General features: G+C 74.4%; 16 protein-coding genes. 7 read left to right on the top strand and 9 right to left on the bottom strand.

Going from position 1 to position 16,971, the window contains the following annotated elements:
• Positions 1-26: 26 nt before the first annotated feature.
• From GA0070609_RS20910 to GA0070609_RS20895, 4 genes are all read right to left on the bottom strand, one after another.
• Positions 27-1,007: a transcriptional regulator TrmB gene (locus GA0070609_RS20910; protein WP_088995343.1), complete on the bottom strand. Its 981-nt coding sequence runs from the start codon at positions 1,005-1,007 to the stop codon at positions 27-29.
• A gap of 125 nt (positions 1,008-1,132) precedes the next feature.
• A complete protein-coding gene (locus GA0070609_RS20905; RefSeq protein ID WP_088995342.1) occupies positions 1,133-4,834 on the bottom strand; it encodes a S8 family serine peptidase in 3,702 nt (1,233 codons plus the stop codon).
• Positions 4,835-4,941: 107 nt separating this feature from the next.
• Complete coding sequence (gene dtd / locus GA0070609_RS20900) at positions 4,942-5,364, bottom strand: D-aminoacyl-tRNA deacylase (RefSeq protein WP_088995341.1); 423 nt, start codon at positions 5,362-5,364, stop codon at positions 4,942-4,944.
• Positions 5,364-6,848 carry a DUF7782 domain-containing protein gene (locus GA0070609_RS20895; RefSeq protein WP_088995340.1) on the bottom strand — a complete coding sequence of 495 codons (1,485 nt, stop codon included), beginning with the start codon at positions 6,846-6,848 and terminating at the stop codon, positions 5,364-5,366. The genes dtd and GA0070609_RS20895 overlap by 1 nt, the downstream gene beginning before the upstream one ends.
• A 191-nt stretch (positions 6,849-7,039) precedes the next feature.
• Here GA0070609_RS20895 and GA0070609_RS20890 point away from each other — a divergent pair, with 191 nt between their 5' ends.
• The 3 genes from GA0070609_RS20890 (at position 7,040) to GA0070609_RS20880 (ending at position 10,276) form a co-directional block, all read left to right on the top strand.
• A complete protein-coding gene (locus GA0070609_RS20890) occupies positions 7,040-8,260 on the top strand; it encodes a S8 family peptidase (protein WP_088995339.1) in 1,221 nt (406 codons plus the stop codon).
• Between the two features lie 130 nt (positions 8,261-8,390).
• Positions 8,391-8,981, top strand: coding sequence for an HhH-GPD-type base excision DNA repair protein (locus GA0070609_RS20885; protein ID WP_088995338.1), 591 nt, complete (start codon positions 8,391-8,393; stop codon positions 8,979-8,981).
• A gap of 53 nt (positions 8,982-9,034) precedes the next feature.
• On the top strand, positions 9,035-10,276 hold the full coding sequence (locus GA0070609_RS20880) for a low temperature requirement protein A (protein WP_088995337.1): 1,242 nt from the start codon (positions 9,035-9,037) through the stop codon (positions 10,274-10,276).
• Between the two features lie 11 nt (positions 10,277-10,287).
• On the opposite strand, the gene GA0070609_RS20875 is transcribed toward GA0070609_RS20880, so the two are convergent.
• Together GA0070609_RS20875 and GA0070609_RS20870 are read right to left on the bottom strand one after the other, a co-directional pair.
• The gene (locus GA0070609_RS20875; protein ID WP_088995336.1) at positions 10,288-10,599 is read right to left on the bottom strand and encodes a hypothetical protein; all 312 of its coding nucleotides are present in this window, start codon (positions 10,597-10,599) and stop codon (positions 10,288-10,290) included.
• Positions 10,589-10,900 (bottom strand): hypothetical protein, encoded by a 312-nt coding sequence (locus tag GA0070609_RS20870; RefSeq protein WP_172899378.1) that lies wholly within the window; start codon positions 10,898-10,900, stop codon positions 10,589-10,591. Before GA0070609_RS20870 ends, GA0070609_RS20875 begins: the two co-directional genes overlap by 11 nt.
• Before the next feature lie 108 nt (positions 10,901-11,008).
• On the opposite strand from GA0070609_RS20870, the gene GA0070609_RS20865 reads away from it, so the two are divergent.
• On the top strand, positions 11,009-11,365 hold the full coding sequence (locus GA0070609_RS20865; RefSeq protein ID WP_088997874.1) for a DUF3099 domain-containing protein: 357 nt from the start codon (positions 11,009-11,011) through the stop codon (positions 11,363-11,365).
• Positions 11,366-11,398: 33 nt separating this feature from the next.
• Here the strand turns inward: GA0070609_RS20865 and GA0070609_RS20860 are convergent, their stop codons facing one another.
• Positions 11,399-12,292, bottom strand: a complete 894-nt coding sequence (locus GA0070609_RS20860; protein WP_088995335.1) for a carbohydrate kinase family protein — start codon at positions 12,290-12,292, stop codon at positions 11,399-11,401.
• A complete protein-coding gene (locus GA0070609_RS20855; protein WP_088995334.1) occupies positions 12,289-13,218 on the bottom strand; it encodes a pseudouridine-5'-phosphate glycosidase in 930 nt (309 codons plus the stop codon). Before GA0070609_RS20855 ends, GA0070609_RS20860 begins: the two co-directional genes overlap by 4 nt.
• Positions 13,219-13,306: 88 nt before the next feature.
• On the opposite strand from GA0070609_RS20855, the gene GA0070609_RS20850 reads away from it, so the two are divergent.
• The 3 genes from GA0070609_RS20850 (at position 13,307) to GA0070609_RS20840 (ending at position 16,228) form a co-directional block, all read left to right on the top strand.
• Positions 13,307-13,525, top strand: a complete 219-nt coding sequence (locus tag GA0070609_RS20850) for a DUF3039 domain-containing protein (RefSeq protein ID WP_088995333.1) — start codon at positions 13,307-13,309, stop codon at positions 13,523-13,525.
• Positions 13,526-13,565: 40 nt separating this feature from the next.
• Positions 13,566-14,204: a trimeric intracellular cation channel family protein gene (locus GA0070609_RS20845; RefSeq protein WP_088995332.1), complete on the top strand. Its 639-nt coding sequence runs from the start codon at positions 13,566-13,568 to the stop codon at positions 14,202-14,204.
• A 293-nt stretch (positions 14,205-14,497) separates the two neighbouring features.
• Positions 14,498-16,228 (top strand): DEAD/DEAH box helicase, encoded by a 1,731-nt coding sequence (locus GA0070609_RS20840; RefSeq protein ID WP_088995331.1) that lies wholly within the window; start codon positions 14,498-14,500, stop codon positions 16,226-16,228.
• Positions 16,229-16,605: 377 nt separating this feature from the next.
• Here the strand turns inward: GA0070609_RS20840 and GA0070609_RS20835 are convergent, their stop codons facing one another.
• A complete protein-coding gene (locus GA0070609_RS20835; protein ID WP_073835435.1) occupies positions 16,606-16,839 on the bottom strand; it encodes a DUF7455 domain-containing protein in 234 nt (77 codons plus the stop codon).
• Positions 16,840-16,971: the final 132 nt, after the last annotated feature.

Genomic DNA, 16,971 nt, shown 5'->3' with positions numbered 1-16,971 from the left:
CCGGCTGCCCGCCGGGCGGCGGCCGGTCAGGTCCAGCCGTGCCGCGCGGCGTGCCAGCCGAGCTGCATCCGGGTCTCGACCCCGGCCAGGTCCATCAGGTGGCGTAGCCGCCGTTGCAGCGTCCGCAACGACAGGTCGAGCTGGGCGGCGACCACCTGGTCGGTGAGCCCGGCCAGCAGCAGCGCCAGGATCCGCCGGTCCAGCTCGGTCGGGCCGGCCGCGCCGTCGCCGTCGGGGCGCTCGGTCAGCCCCTCGGCGGTCAGGTCGAGGGGGCGGGCGGTGCGCCACACGGTCTCGAACAGCGCGTCCATCGCCGCCAGCAGGCCGGTGCGGTGCAGCAGCACGGCACCGGGCTCGCCACCGGGCGTGGCGGTCAGCGGCACCAGGGCCAGGTCCGCGTCGGCCAGGATCAGCTTGATCGGCAACGAGTCGACCACCCGCACCTGCACCCCGTTGCGCAGCGACTCCAGGGTCTCGGCGACCACCCCGGGCTCGGCCAGCGTCGGTCGGTCCACCACCACCCGGAACCGCACCCCGTGGCCGACCGCCACCTCCTCGACCGCGTTGGTGCCCGGCGGTACGGCGAGGAAGGGCGTGGTGACGAAGCTGCGGACCTCCGTCCGGGCGGCGTGCTGCACCTGGGCGAACCGGTGGCGGACGGCGTCCACCCCGGTGACCACCTCGATCAGCTCGTCGATGGCCCGGCCCGCGACCGCGCCCCGGTACTCCTCGGCCAACGTGACCAGCGCCAGCTCGGCGCTGCGCAGGGCGCTGCGCTGCTCGCTGATCAGCGCGCCGAGCGCGACCGCGGGCGGCGCCACCGAGTACGCCTCGTCCGGTCCGCACTTCACCAGGCCGGACGCGGTCAGGTGGGACAGCGCCGCGCCGACCGCCGCGACCGGCATCCGCAGGGCGTCGGCGAGCTCGGCCGGACCGGCCGACCCGCGCCGGACCAGCAGGTTGTAGACCGCCTCGTCGTCCGGGTTCAGACCCAGCGCGCCCAGCATCGGTGGCTGCCTCCCTCCGGCGGTGACGGCACGGAGAGTATGGGCCACGCTGATGGATCTTGAACAGGGGGTGGGGGCCGGCGGAGCCCCGGGACGGTGCCGGTCCCGGGGCTCCGCCGGCCAGCTCAGCGCAGGCCGTACGCCCGGATGAGCTCCTGCCGGATGGCGAAGCCGGCATCGGTGCGGGCGGCGGCGCGTACCGAGACGAAGCCGCCGGGCTGCTTCGGCACCTTCAGCGCGCCGGTCCACCGGTCGTCGGCGCCCCGGCTCAAGGTCACCCGCTGCCAACTGCCGCCGTCGTCGTACGAGACCTCCAGCTCGACCGAGGTGACCGTGCCGGTGTCGGTGCCGCCCGGCTGCGGTCCGGCCTTGACGCTGATCTGCTGACTGGTGCCCGCCTTGACGTCACCCCGCAGGTCCGTCTCCAGCGCGTAGTCGAGTTGGAGCAGCGCGAACGGCACGAACGTGTCCGCCTCGTTCGAGCTGGACACGAAGTCCCACTCGGTGTGCGTACGGGTGGACAGGCGCCACTGCTCGGCCGGCCGCGAGGCGTCCAGCACCAGGCGGTACGGCAGCGTGCCGGCGGGCACCTCGGTCCACTGCAGGTCGGCGTTGAAGGTGTTCTCGGCCAGCAGGGTGTCGCCCTGGTAGAGCTTCAGGTTGGTCGGCACCGACCCCCAGTCCAGGTTGCCGCCGTGCTCCAGGATGTCGTCCGACGGGCTCCAGGCCTGCACGTTGAGGGTCATGAAGTCCCGGTACCGGCTGTTGCGGACCGCGAACGCCCGGTTGAAGGCGGGCCGGACGGCGGGTGCGAACCAGTCCAGCCGGGTAGCGGTGCCCTTGGCGTACGTGTTCAGGTACGCGGTGTCGGTCCAGCTGCTCTGCTGGTGCACCTCGTGCCAGACCACGTCCGGCGTGACCCACTCGGTACGGGTGCCGGGGTGCCACTCCGACTCCGAGAAGCCGAACGCCGGGCTGAAGGTCATGTCGTACCGGTAGCCGGCCCCCGCGGTGTCCCGCACGGCGTGGTACCGGGCGTCGAGCCGGGCCAGGTCCTGGTGGCCCGGGTGGTACGCGAGTGCCCGGTCCGGCACCTGGTCCGGGTAGACCCGGGTCAGGTCGTAGACGTAGCCGGCGTACGGCGTCCGGTCGACGGTCAGCTTGGGCGCCGTGCCGCCCCGGATCGCCGCGATCAGCCGCTGCCCGGCGTCGCGGTGCACGGTGCCGACCGGGATCGGCGACTCGCCGACGTACTCGTTGAGGATGCCGGGCCCGTCGTTGACGACCAGCAGCAGCGCCGCCCCGGCCGCCGCGGCGGCGGCGGCGCGCTCCTCCGGGGAGACCGCGTCGCTGCGGGTCACCACCGCGATCCGGCCCTTCGCGTCGACGCCGGCGTACTCGGCGGGGGCGCCGGTGCCGACGTGGACCGGGCGCAGCTTCCCGGTGCCCGCGGTGAGCGTGCTGCCCGGCTGCACGGTGGCGTCGAGCGGCGGCTCGCCGGGGGAGCGCAGGCTGAGCATCGGCTCGCCCTTGCGCCACCGGGTGGCCATCGTGAACGAACCCTGGCGGACCGGCTCGGTCGGCATGACGTAGAGGTCGTCGTAGGCCACCGGCACCTGGTACGCCGCCCGGTAGGCGTCCCCGCCGGCGTACTCGACCAGGTAGTCGAGCCGGCGCTGCCGGTCCTCGGCGCGCTGCGGCGCGGTGGTGTCGAGCAGCCGGGCGCGGCTCGCGTCCAGCACCACCTCGGCCGCGCCGTCGAGCACCGTCTCCGGGTCGACCAGCAGGGCGAGGCCGAGCCGGTCGGGCCGCTCACCCTGGACGTCCAGCACGGTCTCGACGGTGTACGTGCCCGGCGGCAGCCGCAGCGTCCGCTCGCCGTCGACGGCATACCGCCACGGGTAGAACTCGCCGGCCTTCTTCAGCACCACCTGCGAGCTGGCGGGCTTGCCGTCCCGGCCGGTCAGCTTGATCGTCAGGTCGTACCGCTCGTCCTCCTTGAGCAGGGCGAGCGCGGTGCGGGTGACCGGCGCGCCGGTGGCCGCGTCGGTGCCGACCAGGTAGCCGGTGAGCTGGCCGTGGGCGTCGTCCCGCGGGTCGCCGGTCACCGCGACGTCGGCGCTGCCGCCGGCGGGCACGGTCACCGAGGTGGCGCCCAGGGTGAACGGGCCGGCGCCGGTGAGCGCGAGGTCCAGGGTGACGTCAGTCGGGCCGGAGTTGGTGAACGTCACCGGTCTGCTGACCGGCGCGTCGGTGGGCTCGTGCGGCCAGTCGAAGTTGCCGAAGAACGCCGAGCCGGTGGCCCGTACGGTGGCGCGTACCGCCGCCGCCACGTCCAGCCGGCCGCTGCCCACCTGGTACGGCTGGTAGCCGTCGGACAGGCCCTTGGCGCTGCTCATCAGCGCGTCCTTGAGCTGCGGGCCGGACCAGTCGGGGTGCCGCTGGGCGAGGATCGCCGCCGCGCCCGCCACGTGCGGCGCGGCCATCGAGGTGCCGTCCATGCTCTGGTACGCGCCCTCGCCGGGGGCCTGCCCGGAGCGGGCGGCGGTGATGGCGACGCCGGGCGCGGTGAGGTCCGGCTTCAGCGCGCCGGTACGGGCCAGCGGGCCGGTGCTGGAGAACCAGGCCAGCTCGTCCTGCTTGTCCACCGCACCGACGGTCAGCGCGCTGGCCGAGGTGCCCGGCGAGCCGATGGTCTGCGGGCCGGAGTTGCCCGCGGCGACCACGAAGAGGGTGCCGTGCCGCGCGGTGAGGGTGTCCACCGCCGCGGTCATCGGATCGGTGCCGTCGGTCCGCGACGCGTCGCCGAGGCTCATGTTGACCACGTCGGCCCCGGACTCGGCCGCCCACTGCATGCCGGCGATGATCCACGAGTCCTGGCCGTACCCGTCGTTGCCGAGCACCTTGCCGACGATCAGGTCGGCGCCGGGCGCGACGCCCTTGCGGTCGCCGCCGGAGGCCGCCCCGGTGCCCGCGATCGTCGAGGCGACGTGGGTGCCGTGCCCGTGCACGTCCGAGACGTCCTCGCCGGGCACGAAGCTGACCGCCTCGTCGACCTGGCCGGCCAGGTCGGGGTGGCCGGCGTCGATCCCGCTGTCCAGCACCGCGACGGTCACGCCGGCGCCGTCGTACCCGGCGGCCCACGCCTCGGGGGCGCCGACCTGCGGCACGCTCTCGGTCAGGCTGGCCTTCACCCGGCCGTCCAGCCAGAGCTTCGCCAGCCCGCCGCCGAGCGCCGAGCCGGACCGGGCCGCCGGCGTGGACGCGACGGTGGACCAGAGGGCGCGGGCCTGCTTCTTGTCGGCGGCCAGCGCGGCGCCGGTGACGCTGGGCAGGTCGCGGACGACCCTGGCGCCGCGTGGCGCGGCCGGGCGACCCGCCCGGGCCTTGGCCGGGGGATAGGTGGCGATCAGCGGCAGCTCGGCCGTCCGGGCGTCGTCGTAGCCCATCTCGATCAGGTCGGTGACGTTGAACAGCCGCCGGTCGAGCCGGTCGCTGCCGAGCAGCGGCAGCGCCTCGTCGGGCAGCACGTACAGGTCGCCGCCGCTCTGCTGGATCCGTACCCCGCCGGTGGCGTGGTCGGGCCGGTCGACGTCGGCGGTGGCCTGGCCGTCGGCGAACGTGGTCACCGTGACCACGTCGCCGGTGACCAGCGTGACGGTGTGGGTGTCCCGGGTCGCCGCCGGTGCGGGCGGGGCCGGGGCGGCCGCGGTGGCGGGTGACTGGATCGCGGCGGCGCCGGCCGCGACCAGTCCGGCGGCGGCCGCGGCGGCGATCAGCCGCCGTCTCGTCCGGCCAGCGGCGGAGGGCTGTGAGGGCGATGGCATGCGACGGTTCTACCGCCGCCGTCCGGCCTGGTGAACAGCTGACGGTGGCGGGGTCGTGCCACGGCGTCACTCCGCCACCGCCCTCGCGGTCGCTGGGCCGGCGCCGGTCAGAGATCGAGCAGGATGGTGCGCGGCCCGACGTTGACGCTCTCCACCAGCATGTGCGCGCGGAACCGGCCCGTCTCGACCTTCGCCCCCCGGATGCGCAGCGCCTCGACGACCGCGGTCACCAGTGGTTCGGCGACCTCGGCCGGCGCCGCCGCGGTCCAGGTCGGGCGGCGCCCCTTGCGGGCGTCACCGTAGAGAGTGAACTGGCTGACCACCAGGATCGGCGCGCCGGTGTCGGCCGCTGACCGCTCGTCGTCGAGGATGCGCAGCTCGTGCACCTTGCGGGCCATCGTGCGCGCGGTCTCCACGGTGTCGGTGTGGGTGACCCCGAGCAGCACGAGCAGCCCGTCGGAGATCGCGCCGACCAGCTCGCCGTCGACGGTCACGCCGGCCCGGCCGACGGTCTGCACCACCGCCCGCATCAGCCGGCCACCGGCTCGATGAAGCCCCGCTCGACCAGGTGCGCCACGATCGGCCCGGCCGCCTCGGCCAGCTCCTCGACGGCGACGTCGTGCGCGGCGGCGAGCAGGGCGAGCTGGTCGCGCAGCGGCAACCGCCCGTCGGCCCCGCCGACCAGGGCCAGCACCAGCGGGTCGATCTCCTCGGTCCAGCGCAGCCCGTGCGGCATGGCGAGCACCTGCCGATCCACCGCCCAGCCCTCGTCGCCCATGGTGGCCTCCTGGCGCAGCTGGAGCCCCTCGGCCGCCCGGTAGCGCTCGGCGAGCAGGCCGTCGGCACCGCGGCTACGCAGCCAGTCCTGCCGGTCGAACCAGCCGGCGATCCGGTCGCCCATCGGCGCCTCCACCCGCTGGCGCAGCTCCTCGACCCGGATCACCGGGTCGTCGTGCCCGGCCCGGCGCAGCGACACGATGCCGAAGCCGATCGCCTCCACCTTGTGCGCGTCGAACCAGTCCAGCCAGTCGGCCATCCGGTGCGGGTCGGCGGCCTCGCCGACGTCGGTCAGCCACAGGTTGACGTACGCCATCGGGTCGGCCACCTCGCGCTGGACCACCCAGGCGTCCAGACCGGTGCCGGCGAACCAGCCGGTGACCCGCTCGGCCCAGTCCTCCCCGGTAACGTGCACCCAGTTCGCCAGGTACTGCATGGTGCCGCCCTCGGTGAGCAGGTCGGGCGCGGCGGCCGCCAACTCGGCCCCGATCGCGTCGCCCACCCGCCCCGAGTCCCGGTAGACGTGGGTGGTGGTGCCGGGACCGACCACGAACGGCGGGTTGCTCACCACCAGGTCGAACCGGCGCCCGGCCACCGGGGCGACCAGGTCGCCGCGGAGCAGTTCCCAGTCCTGCCCGTTGAGCGCGGCGGTGGTGGCGGCGAAGCGCAGGGCCCGCTCGGAGACGTCGGTGGCGGTGACCCGCCGGGCGTGGGTGGACAGGTGCAGCGCCTGCACCCCGGAGCCGGTGCCCAGGTCGAGTGCGGTCTCCACCGGCCGCCGGGCGGTGGCGCCGATCAGGGTCTGGGTCGCCCCGCCGATGCCGAGCACGTGTTCGGCGTGCAGCGGCCGACCCGGCCGGGCGCTGGCCGGCACGTCGGCGAGCACCCACCAGTCGTCCCCGTACGGCTCCAGGTCCAGGCCCATCCGGAGGCCGTCGCCGTGCCGCTCGACCAGACCGCCGGCGAGCGCCTCCTCGATGGACAGGGGCGCCAGCGCGGCGGCCACCGCCGCCTCCGGCTCGGTCTGTTCGCAGATGAAGACCCGGATGAGGGTGCCGAGCGGGTCGCGCTCCTCGGTGGCCCGCAGCGCGGCCCGGAAGTCGTTGCGGGCCACCCCGCCGGTGGCCTGCGGACCCAGCCGGGTGGCGATGCCGTTGGCGGTGAACCCGGCCCGGGTGAGCGCGGTCCGCAGCGCCGTCACCCCGGCGGGGGAGAGCAGCATGTCGTGTTCGTCCACGTCGCCATCCTGCCTCCTGCGCCGCGGTGGGCGGCGCCACCCACGACATCCGCGCCGGACGACCGAATTAATCGACAGCCATCTCTATCATCATTATCGATATAACGGCTACCATCTGCGGCACCAGTCGTCGAGGGTGCGCCCCGCGGCCCAGCAGACACCGGCCGGGCGTACCGATGAGGAGGCACACGATGCCAGCAGGGTCCGTTCCGCGGCGGCGTCTGTTCCGGGCGCTCGCCGTCGCCGCCGGCATGGCCGCCGTCACCGCGGCCGCCACCCCCGCCCTGGCGGCGCCACCCACCGGGGAGATCCGGGGCGCCGCGTCCCCGACCGCGATCAGCGGGAGCTACCTGGTCGTCCTCCGGCCGGACGCGGCGGGCGCCGCGGGCACCGCCACCGCCCGGGCCGCCGTGCCGGAGCGGGCCAGCGCGCTGACCAAGCGGTACGGCGGCAGCGTCGGCGACGTGTACAGCGCGGCCCTGACCGGTTTCAGCGCCCGGATGACCGCCACCCAGGCCGGCCGGCTCGCCGCCGACCCGGCGGTCGCGTACGTGGAGCAGGACCAGGTGCTCACCGCCCAGGCCACCCAGTCCAACCCGCCGTGGGGGCTGGACCGCATCGACCAGCGCAACCTGCCGTTGAGCCGCAGCTTCACCTACCCGAACACCGCGTCGAACGTGCGGGCGTACATCATCGACACCGGCATCCGGACCACCCACTCCCAATTCGGCGGCCGGGCCACCTGGGGCACCAACACGGTGGACAGCAACAACACCGACTGCAACGGCCACGGCACGCACGTCGCCGGTACGGTCGGTGGCTCCACCTACGGCGTCGCCAAGCAGGTGCGACTGATCGCGGTCAAGGTGCTCAACTGCTCGGGCAGCGGCAGCACCACCAGCGTGGTGAACGGTGTCAACTGGGTGACCGCCAATGCGGTCAAGCCGGCGGTCGCCAACATGAGCCTCGGCGGCGGGGCGAGCAGCGCCATCGACAACGCGGTGGCCAACTCGATCAACTCCGGGGTGAGCTACGCGGTGGCGGCCGGCAACTCCAGCGCCAACGCCTGCAACTACTCGCCGGCCCGTACCCCGGCCGCGATCACCGTCGGCTCCACCACCAGCAGCGACGCCCGCTCGTCGTTCTCCAACTACGGCTCCTGCGTGGACGTCTTCGCCCCCGGTTCGAGCATCCTGTCGGCCTGGCGGACCAGCGACACCGCCAGCAACACGATCAGCGGCACCTCGATGGCCTCGCCGCACGTGGCCGGCGCGGCCGCCCTCGTGCTGTCGGCCAACCCGTCCTGGTCGCCGTCGCAGGTCAGCAGCTACCTGACCAGCAACGCCACCACCGGCAAGGTGACCAACCCCGGCTCCGGCTCGCCGAACCGGCTGCTGTTCGTGGTCAACTGACCCCGACCCGACCCGGCCCGGCGGACCGACCTGACCGGTCCGCCGGGTCGCGCCCGGGTGCCGGGCCGGCGGCGGCGCGCGCTGGCGTGTCGGGCGTCCCGGCTGCACCCGGGCCGGTTCGTGCGGGACCATGACTGCCATGACGCTCGCGCTGCCCATCGACCCCGAGGCCAACCGGCTGCTGGCGCGCAGCCCGCTGGCCCTGCTCCTCGGCATGGTCCTCGACCAGCAGGTGCCGATGGAGAAGGCGTTCTCCTCGCCGTACGTGCTGACCCAGCGGCTCGGCCACGAGCCGGACGCCGCCGAACTCGCCGGGTACGACCCGGAGGCACTGGTCGCTCTCTTCGCCCAGCCGCCCGCGCTGCACCGGTTCCCCAAGGCGATGGCCGCCCGGGTGCAGGAGGTGTGCCGGGTCCTCGTCGACCGGTACGACGGCGACGCCGCCCGGCTCTGGTCCGACGCCGCCGACGGCCGGGAACTGCTGCGACGGATCGCCGACCTGCCCGGCTTCGGCAAGCAGAAGGCGCAGATCTTCCTCGCCCTGCTCGGCAAGCGGTTCGACGTCACGCCGGAGGGCTGGCGGGAGGCCGCCGGCGGCTACGGCGACCCGGACGCCCACCGGTCGGTGGCGGACGTCGTCGACGCGGACTCGCTGCGCCGGGTGCGGGAGTACAAGCAGCAGATGAAGGCGGCGGCCAAGGCGAAGTCCGCGCCGGCCTGACGCAACCCCGACGTCGGCCCGGTCGTTGTAGGCAGGATGGCGACGGGCGACCGATGACGGACCGACGCGGTGCGCGGCTGCTGCGTCCCGAGGTCAGCGCGACCCGGGCCACCTTCCTCGAACTCTTCTTCGACCTGGTCTTCGTCTTCGCGCTGACCCGGGTCTCGGTGCGCCTGATCGACACCGCCGGGGCGTCCGTCGTCGAGCTGGTGGCCGAGATCGGGCGTACCGGCGTGCTCTTCCTCGCCCTCTGGCTACTCTGGTCGATCACCACCTGGGTCACCAGCCGGTACGAGCCCGAGCGCGGCGTGATCCAGTTCGTCGTGGTGGGGTCGATGTTCGCCGCCATGGTGATGGCGGTCGCGCTGCCCGGGGCGTTCGAGGACCGGGCCCTGCCGTTCGTGCTCGGCTACCTGGCGGCGATGATCGGCCGGCCGCTGATCGTCGCCGCCGCGCTGCACCGCCATCCGCGCCGCTCGGTCCCGCTGCGGCTCGCCGCCTGGGCCGCGGCCGGCGCCGTGCCGTGGCTGGCCGGGGCGTTCGCGCCGGAGGAGTTGCGCCTGCCGCTGTGGGTGCTCGCGCTGGCCGTCGACGGCACCGGGCTTCTGCTCGGCTGGCCGCTGCCCCGACTGGGCCCGGCACGGGCGTCCGGCTGGCTGATCGCCGGCGAGCACCTGGCCGACCGGTACCAGCAGATCTTCCTCATCTCCCTGGGGGAGACCATCCTGGTGATCGGCGTGACGTACAGCGGCGAGGCGTTCACCGCCGACCGCGCCGGCGCCTTCGCCGCCGCGTTCGTCACCACGGCGCTGCTCTGGCGGATCTACTTCCACCGGGCGGGTCACCTGCTCGCCGAGGCGTTGCGGATGGCCCGGTCGGCCGGGCGGCTCGGCTCCTCGGTCGGCGCCACCCACCTGGCCATCGTGGTCGGGGTGCTGGCCACCGGCGTCGGCTACGAGCTGGTGATCCAGCACCCGTACGACCGGATCGACCCGGTCTGGCTGGCCTTCGTGGTCGGCGGCCCGGCGATCTTCCTGATCGCCCGGGCCCGCTTCGAGTACGAGATCTTCGGCCGGGTGTCCTGGTCGCGGTGGGGCGGCCTGGCGGCACTGCTCCTGCTGGCGCCGGCCCTCACCCGGGGCTCGCCGATGGTGGCGCTGGTGGCGGTCGCCGCCGTGCTGGCCGCGGTGGCCACCGCCGACACGTGGCGCAGCCGAGGTCGGGCCGCTGAGGTGCCCGCCTCACCGCTGCTGCACGGCGGGGAGCCGGGTGGCGACTTCCACCGGGCCCCCTGAGCGGGCCCGGGTCAGGCGGCCGTCGGGTGGGCCAGCGCGGCCAGCGCGCGCCGGACGTCGGCGAGCGAGACGGTGGCCGAGTCGTCGAGGTCGGCCAGCCCGGCCTCGATCCACTGCCGCATCAGGGTGGTGACGCCGATGCCCCGGGCGTCCGCGGCGGCCCGCACCCGCTCGTAGGTCTCCAGCGGCAACCGGACCGAGCGGCTCACCATCGGGGTGTCGGTGTCGGGGGTGGGCAGCTCCACCGGCGGGCTCTCGTCGATCAGCTCCGCGAGCCGGTCACCGCCGCTGTGGAACTGCTTGGTCGCGTCGTTACGGTGCATCGTCACCGCCTCCTCGTCGGTGGGACCTCCGCACTGCCTCGTCGTAGCGCTTGGCCTCGACGTCGCTCAGCTCCCGGGCGGAGAGGATGTCCCAGTCGTTGTCGGTGCCGTCGGCCTCGGCGAGCAGCACGGCCAGCCGGCGCCCCCGGCGGGCGGCGGCGTAGACGACCATCACGTCGTCGCCCAGGTGGCGGATGACCCGCCGGCTGCTGTGCAGCGCCTCCCAGACTTCCCCCGGCGTGACGTCGTAGACCCTCAGGTTGGCCAACGCCTCGTCGGTGAAGCTGAACCTGCTGCCCACGGGGGCGAGCGTACCACGTACGTAACACGAAGCTTCGATACCCGGAATTTCGCTGATCACGGCCTCGGGGTGACAGGATGAGGCGTAACCCCCTCGAGGAGGTCCGTGGTGAAGCGTCAGGCGTACCAGCCGATCCTGATCACCGACGCCTCGCGCAGCCAGGACGACCAGCTCACCAGCCGGCAGAAGCGGTACGTGCTGATGATGGGCATCCGGGTGGCCTGCCTGATCGTCGGTGCGATCCTGGTCGGCGTGCAGGCCCCGTTGCTCTGGCTCTGGCTGCCGATGGTCGCACTGGGCATGGTGCTCATTCCGTGGCTGGCCGTGCTGCTGGCCAACGACCGGCCGCCGAAGGACGAGCACCGGCTGATGAGCCGGTTCCAGGCCCGGCACCGGGACGAGACCCCGCCGATGAGCCTGACCGCCGAGGAACGGCCGCACAAGGTCATCGACGCCGAGCCCTGACCGGCCGACCGGGCCCCACCCGGCCGGCTCGGCTCAGCCCGGGCGGGCGCCGACCTGTGACACCGCCGACGCGCCGAGGTCACCGGCCCGGGCCAGCGCCGCCGCCGGTGCCGCCCCGGACAGCCAGGCGGAGAGCAGTCCGGCCGCGAACGCGTCGCCGGCACCGGTGACGTCCACCACCGCCACCCGGCGGGCCGGCGACACCGTCACCGCCCCGCCCCGGTCTACCCAGACCGCCCCGGCCGCGCCCCGTTTCACCACCACCCGCCGGGCCGACGCCGTCAACGCCCGCCCCTGGGCGGCCGGGTCCAGCCCGCCGGCCAGCACGGTCGCCTCGTCCGCGTTGACCAGCAGCAGGTCGACCTCCCGTACCCAGGTCAGGAAGGCCGCCGCGCCGACCCGCCGCAGTGGCGCGGCGGAGGCCGCGTCGACGCTGGTGGTGAGCCCACGCCCGCGGGCGGCGGCCAACGCGGCCAGCCCGGCCGGGCGGGACGCCGCGTCCAGCAGCGAATAGCCGGACAGGTGCAGGTGCGCCGCGTCCGGCGCGGCGGCCAGCGCCGCCTCGACGTGCTCCGGAGTCAGCCGCAGGTTCGCGCCCCGCTCGGTAATCATCGTGCGTTCGCCGTCGGCGGCCAGCACGATCACGGTGCCGGTGGGGTGGTCCGGATGCCGGCTGACCGCGCAGTCGACCCCGGCGCGCGCCAGCTCGGCCACCCGGTCCCGCCCCTGGCTGTCGTCGCCGACCGCGCCGACCAGCGTCACCGGCACGCCCCGGGCGGCGAGCCAGGCCGCGGTGTTGGCGGCCTGCCCGCCACCGCTGAACCGGATCGCCGCCGGCGTGTCGGACCCGGTGGCCGGCGGACCGGCCAGCACCGCCACCACGTCGGTGATCAGGTCACCGACGACGAGGACGCGGCCTGCGGTCATGCGTCGGCGCGGCGGGCGGCCGCGGCGACCGCGATCCGGGCGGCGAGGTCGGCGTTGCGCAGGATGATCCGGACGTTCACCGCCAGGCTCGCCCCCTCGGTGGCCGAGTGGAAGTGCGCCAGCAGGTAGGGCGTCACCGCCTTGCCGGTCACCCCGTCGCGCTCCAGCCGGGCCAACCCCTCGGCGAGGGTGCGGTCGTGCAGGTCCGGGTCGAGCTGCTCGTCGGTCGGCAGCGGGTTGGCCACGATCAGGCCGCCGCGGTGGACCCCGTGCTGCTCACGCGCGGCCAGCACGTCCGCCACCCGCTCCGGGCTGTCGACCGACCAGTCCAGGTCGAAGCCGCCGTCGGTGACGAAGAAGCCGGGGAACCGCCGGGTCCGGTAGCCGACCACGCCGACCCCGAGGGTCTCCAGCCGCTCCAGCGTGGCGCCCACGTCGAGGATCGACTTGACCCCGGCGCAGACCACCGCGATCGGCGTCCGGGCCAGGGTGACCAGGTCGGCCGACTCGTCGAAGGTCTGGGCCGCCTCCCGGTGCACCCCGCCGAGGCCGCCGGTGGCGAACACCCCGATCCCGGCCGCCGCGGCCACCGCGCTGGTCGCGGCCACGGTGGTGGCGCCGTCCGCGCCGGTGGCGGCGGCCACCGCCAGATCGCGTACGGAAAGCTTGGTCACGCCGTCGGCGGTGGCCAGCCGGGTCAGCTCTGCGTCGTCCAGGCCCACCACGAGCCGGCCGCTGACCATGCCGATGGTCGCGGGCACCGCCCCGGCGTCCCGGACCGCCTGCTCGATCTGCCGGGCCACCCGCAGGTTGTCCGGGCGGGGCAGCCCGTGCGAGACGATGGTGCTCTCCAGGGCGACGACGGGACGTCCGTCGCGCAGGGCGTCGGCCACCTCGGTGCCGTAACGGATGTGGAAGTTGTTCACGACAGCCACGGTACGGGCTGCGCCCCGGCCGGGCTGAGGTGGACCGGGCCGCGGTGACCTGCCAGACTTGCGGGTTGGAGGTGGAAAAGTGAGCACAGAGGTTCTCGAGCGTCCGGAGCTGAAGGACGCCGACACCGGTCCGGAGATGTTCCACTACGTCCGGAAGGAAAAGATTGCCGAAAGTGCCGTGATGGGCACTTTCGTCGTGGCGCTCTGCGGGGAGACCTTCCCGGTGACCAAGGCCGCCAAGCCCGGCTCGCCGGTCTGCCCGAAGTGCAAGGAGATCTACGACTCCTGGGCCGACTGATCCCGGGCGGCCCGTCCGGCCGCCCACGTAGCCTGCGGCGGTGACCACCTCCACCGCACTGCTCCTCGCCGATCTGACCGGGGTGGCCGTCTTCGCCGCCTCCGGCGCCTCCGCGGCGGTGGCCAAGCGGCTCGACCTCTTCGGCGTGGTCTTCGTCGGCTTCGTGGCGGCGCTCGGCGGCGGCATCTTCCGCGACCTCGCCATCGACGAGGTACCGCCGCTGGCCTTCGCCGACTGGCGCTACCCGGCCACGGCAGCGATCACCGCCGCCGCCGTGTTCTGGCTGCATCCCCAGCTCGCCCGGCTGCGCACCACCGTGCTGGTGCTGGACGCGGCCGGCCTCGGCCTGTTCACCGTCACCGGCACGCTGAAGGCCCTGGACGCCCAGGTGCCAGCGGTCGGCGCCTGCGTGATCGGCATGCTCACCGCGATCGGCGGCGGCCTCGGCCGGGACCTGCTCACCGCAGAGATCCCGGTGGTGCTGCGGCGGGAGATCTACGCGGTGGCCGCGCTCGTCGGCTCGGTGGCGGTGGCGATGCTGTACGCCCTGGGGCTGGCCGACGCCGGCTGGCTGACCGCCGCGGCGATGCTGGTCTTCGGCATCCGTCTGGTGGCGCTGCGTCGGCGCTGGTCGGCCCCGGTGGCCACGCTGCGCCCGCCGCGCGGCCCCGGCCTCTGACCGTGCCCGTCGAGCCTGCTCGTGCGGCGGGAGGAGCCCGCTCCGGGGCACTCCCGGCACCGGTGACCGGTGCGGTGGACACCGGGGTCACCGGTGGCTGAGCGGCCACCGGTGGCGGCGGTCCCGGTGTGACCCGGGCGACCAGCGTGGCGTCCGCTGCGCCGGGTGGGGGCCGCTGGTTATGCTGAGTCGGCCTTCGCGGCATCTTCTGCGCGGAGGCGTTTTCATGGGCGGCGGTCCCCGTTGGCCCTCGGCCGGGGTCCGCCTGTGTGCGGTCGGAGAGGAGCGCTCGCGTGGCTGCCCGGTTGCCGGCGATCGAGACGTTTCCGGCACTACGCGCCTGGCAGCGCAAGGCGCTGGTGGAGTACCTGCGCCGCCGGAGCGAGGACTTCACCGCGGTCGCCACGCCCGGTGCCGGCAAGACCACCTTCGCCCTGCGGATCGCCGCCGAGCTGCTCGCCGACGGCACCGTCGAGGCGGTCACCGTGGTCGCCCCGACCGAGCACCTGAAGACCCAGTGGGCCGCCTCGGCCGCCCGGGTCGGCATCCAGCTCGACGCCGCGTTCCGCAACGCCGACCTGCACTCCTCGGCCGACTTCCACGGCGCGGTGGTCACCTACGCCCAGGTCGGCATGGCCCCGCAGGTGCACCGGCGGCGCACCATGACCCGGCGCACCCTGGTCATCCTCGACGAGATCCACCACGCCGGCGACTCCCGGTCCTGGGGCGACGGCGTGAAGGCGGCCTTCGAGCCGGCCGTCCGCCGGCTGATGCTCACCGGCACCCCGTTCCGCTCCGACGACAACCCGATCCCGTTCGTCAGCTACGAACGGGGCGACGACGGCCTGCTCCGGTCACGCGCCGACTCGGTCTACGGCTACTCCGACGCGCTGCGTGACGGCGTGGTCCGGCCGGTGCTCTTCCTGGCGTACTCGGGGGAGACGCGGTGGCGCACCAACGCCGGGGAGGAACTGGCCGCCCGGCTGGGCGAGCCGATGACCCAGGACCTGATCGCCCAGGCCTGGCGGACCGCCCTGGACCCGGCCGGTGACTGGATGCCGCAGGTGCTGCGGGCCGCCGACGCGCGGCTCACCGTGCTTCGCGAGGCCGGCATGAGCGACGCCGGCGGTCTGGTCATCGCCAGCGACCAGCAGGCCGCCCGCGCGTACGCCAAGCTGGTCGAGCAGGTGACCGGCGAGCGGGCGGCCGTGGTGCTCTCCGACGACGTCGGCGCCTCCGCGCGGATCGCCAGCTTCGCGGCGTCCGAGCAGCGCTGGCTCGTGGCGGTGCGGATGGTGTCCGAGGGGGTGGACATCCCCCGGTTGGCGGTCGGGGTCTACGCGACCAGCGCCAGCACGCCGCTCTACTTCGCCCAGGCGATCGGCCGGTTCGTCCGGGCCCGCCGGCCCGGCGAGACCGCCTCGGTCTTCCTGCCCAGCGTGCCGCACCTGCTCGGGTTGGCCAGCGAGATGGAGGCCGAGCGGGACCACGTGCTCGGCAAGCCGAAGGACCGCGAGGGATTCGACGACGACCTGCTCGAACGCGCCCAGCGCGACGAGCAGGCCAGCGGCGAGCTGGAGAAGCGGTTCGCGGCGCTGTCCGCCACCGCCGAGCTCGACCAGGTGATCTTCGATGGCGCCTCGTTCGGCACCGCCGCGCAGGCCGGCACCCCGGAAGAGGAGGAGTACCTCGGCCTGCCTGGCCTGCTCTCCCCCGACCAGGTGGCCCTGCTGCTGAGCAAGCGGCAGGCCGAGCAGCTGGCCGCCCAGCGGCGCAAGGCCGCCGCGCGGTCGGCCGAGCCGGCCGCCGACGCTGCGCAGCCGGCGGCGCCGATGAGCGCCGCCCAGCGCCGGGTGGCGCTGCGCCGGCAGCTGAACGCCCTGGTCGCCGCCCGCCACCACCGCACCGGCCAGCCGCACGGCAAGATCCACGCCGAGCTGCGCCGGCTCTGCGGCGGCCCGCCCAGCGCCCAGGCCACCATCGAGCAGCTGGAAGAACGCATCGCCACCGTCCAGACCCTCTGACGGCCGCCGGCCGAGCCGGGGCGTCGCCTCCGGCCGCCCGTCCCGCCCCCTCCCGAGCCGGGACGCTCACCCCTGTGCGTGCTCAGCCTCGCTGCCCATGATCGTCTGTCGGTGAGCAGGGCAGCCGGCCCGAATCACGCCTGCCCAGCATCAGACGATCTTCCGGCTTGATGGGCGGGCGTGCCGAGTGGGCGGTGCGAGGCGGTTGGTCACGCGGGTGGGCGCGTGCGATCAGGCGGTCCGGGCGGGCGAGTGTGGTGCCTGCGGGGCGAGTGTGGTGCCCGCCGGGCGAGTGCGGTGCTGGCGGGGTGCGGACAGCGAAAAGCCGGCCGGAGGCACCCTGGGGTGCCTCCGGCCGGCTATGTCGGGTAGCGGACTCAGTTCGCCATCAGATCGGCGCCACGCCAGCTGAACTCCGGGTCCGTCGCGTACCGCACGGTGATCTTCACGAGATCCTCCGCGTACTTGTTCGCGTGGTGCCCACAGAACACCAGCTCGCTCCCACCCGCCAGAGTGATCCGGAGCTTGCCGGCAGCATTGCAGCGGTCGCACCGTTCATCGGCGGCCGGGGGGCTCACCGTCTCGGGCGGCGGCGTGAGGGTCGGGGTCATCGCCTTCCTCCTCTGGTCGTCACCGATGAACAATCTCTTCGGTCGTTGCTCACCTATCGTGCAACACCCTTGTGGGGCCTTGCCTTCCCTGTGTGCCCGCGGGGGACGGAGGTCACACATGGCAGGGACAGT

It is taken from the genome of Micromonospora echinaurantiaca (assembly GCF_900090235.1).
GTDB classification, from domain to species: Bacteria; Actinomycetota; Actinomycetes; order Mycobacteriales; family Micromonosporaceae; genus Micromonospora; species Micromonospora echinaurantiaca.
The sequence above is the reverse complement of the archived record's forward strand: the minus strand, read 5'-3'. Positions and strand labels throughout refer to the sequence as shown.

Coding starts and splice junctions, on each gene's coding strand:
- GA0070609_RS20885 (WP_088995338.1), top strand. CDS start 8,391: ATGACTGCCATGACGCTCGCGCTGCCCATCGACCCCGAGGCCAACCGG.
- GA0070609_RS20835 (WP_073835435.1), bottom strand. CDS start 16,839: ATGACCCCGACCCTCACGCCGCCGCCCGAGACGGTGAGCCCCCCGGCC.
- dtd (WP_088995341.1), bottom strand. CDS start 5,364: ATGCGGGCGGTGGTGCAGACCGTCGGCCGGGCCGGCGTGACCGTCGAC.
- GA0070609_RS20910 (WP_088995343.1), bottom strand. CDS start 1,007: ATGCTGGGCGCGCTGGGTCTGAACCCGGACGACGAGGCGGTCTACAAC.
- GA0070609_RS20905 (WP_088995342.1), bottom strand. CDS start 4,834: ATGCCATCGCCCTCACAGCCCTCCGCCGCTGGCCGGACGAGACGGCGG.
- GA0070609_RS20890 (WP_088995339.1), top strand. CDS start 7,040: ATGCCAGCAGGGTCCGTTCCGCGGCGGCGTCTGTTCCGGGCGCTCGCC.
- GA0070609_RS20860 (WP_088995335.1), bottom strand. CDS start 12,292: ATGACCGCAGGCCGCGTCCTCGTCGTCGGTGACCTGATCACCGACGTG.
- GA0070609_RS20880 (WP_088995337.1), top strand. CDS start 9,035: ATGACGGACCGACGCGGTGCGCGGCTGCTGCGTCCCGAGGTCAGCGCG.
- GA0070609_RS20875 (WP_088995336.1), bottom strand. CDS start 10,599: ATGCACCGTAACGACGCGACCAAGCAGTTCCACAGCGGCGGTGACCGG.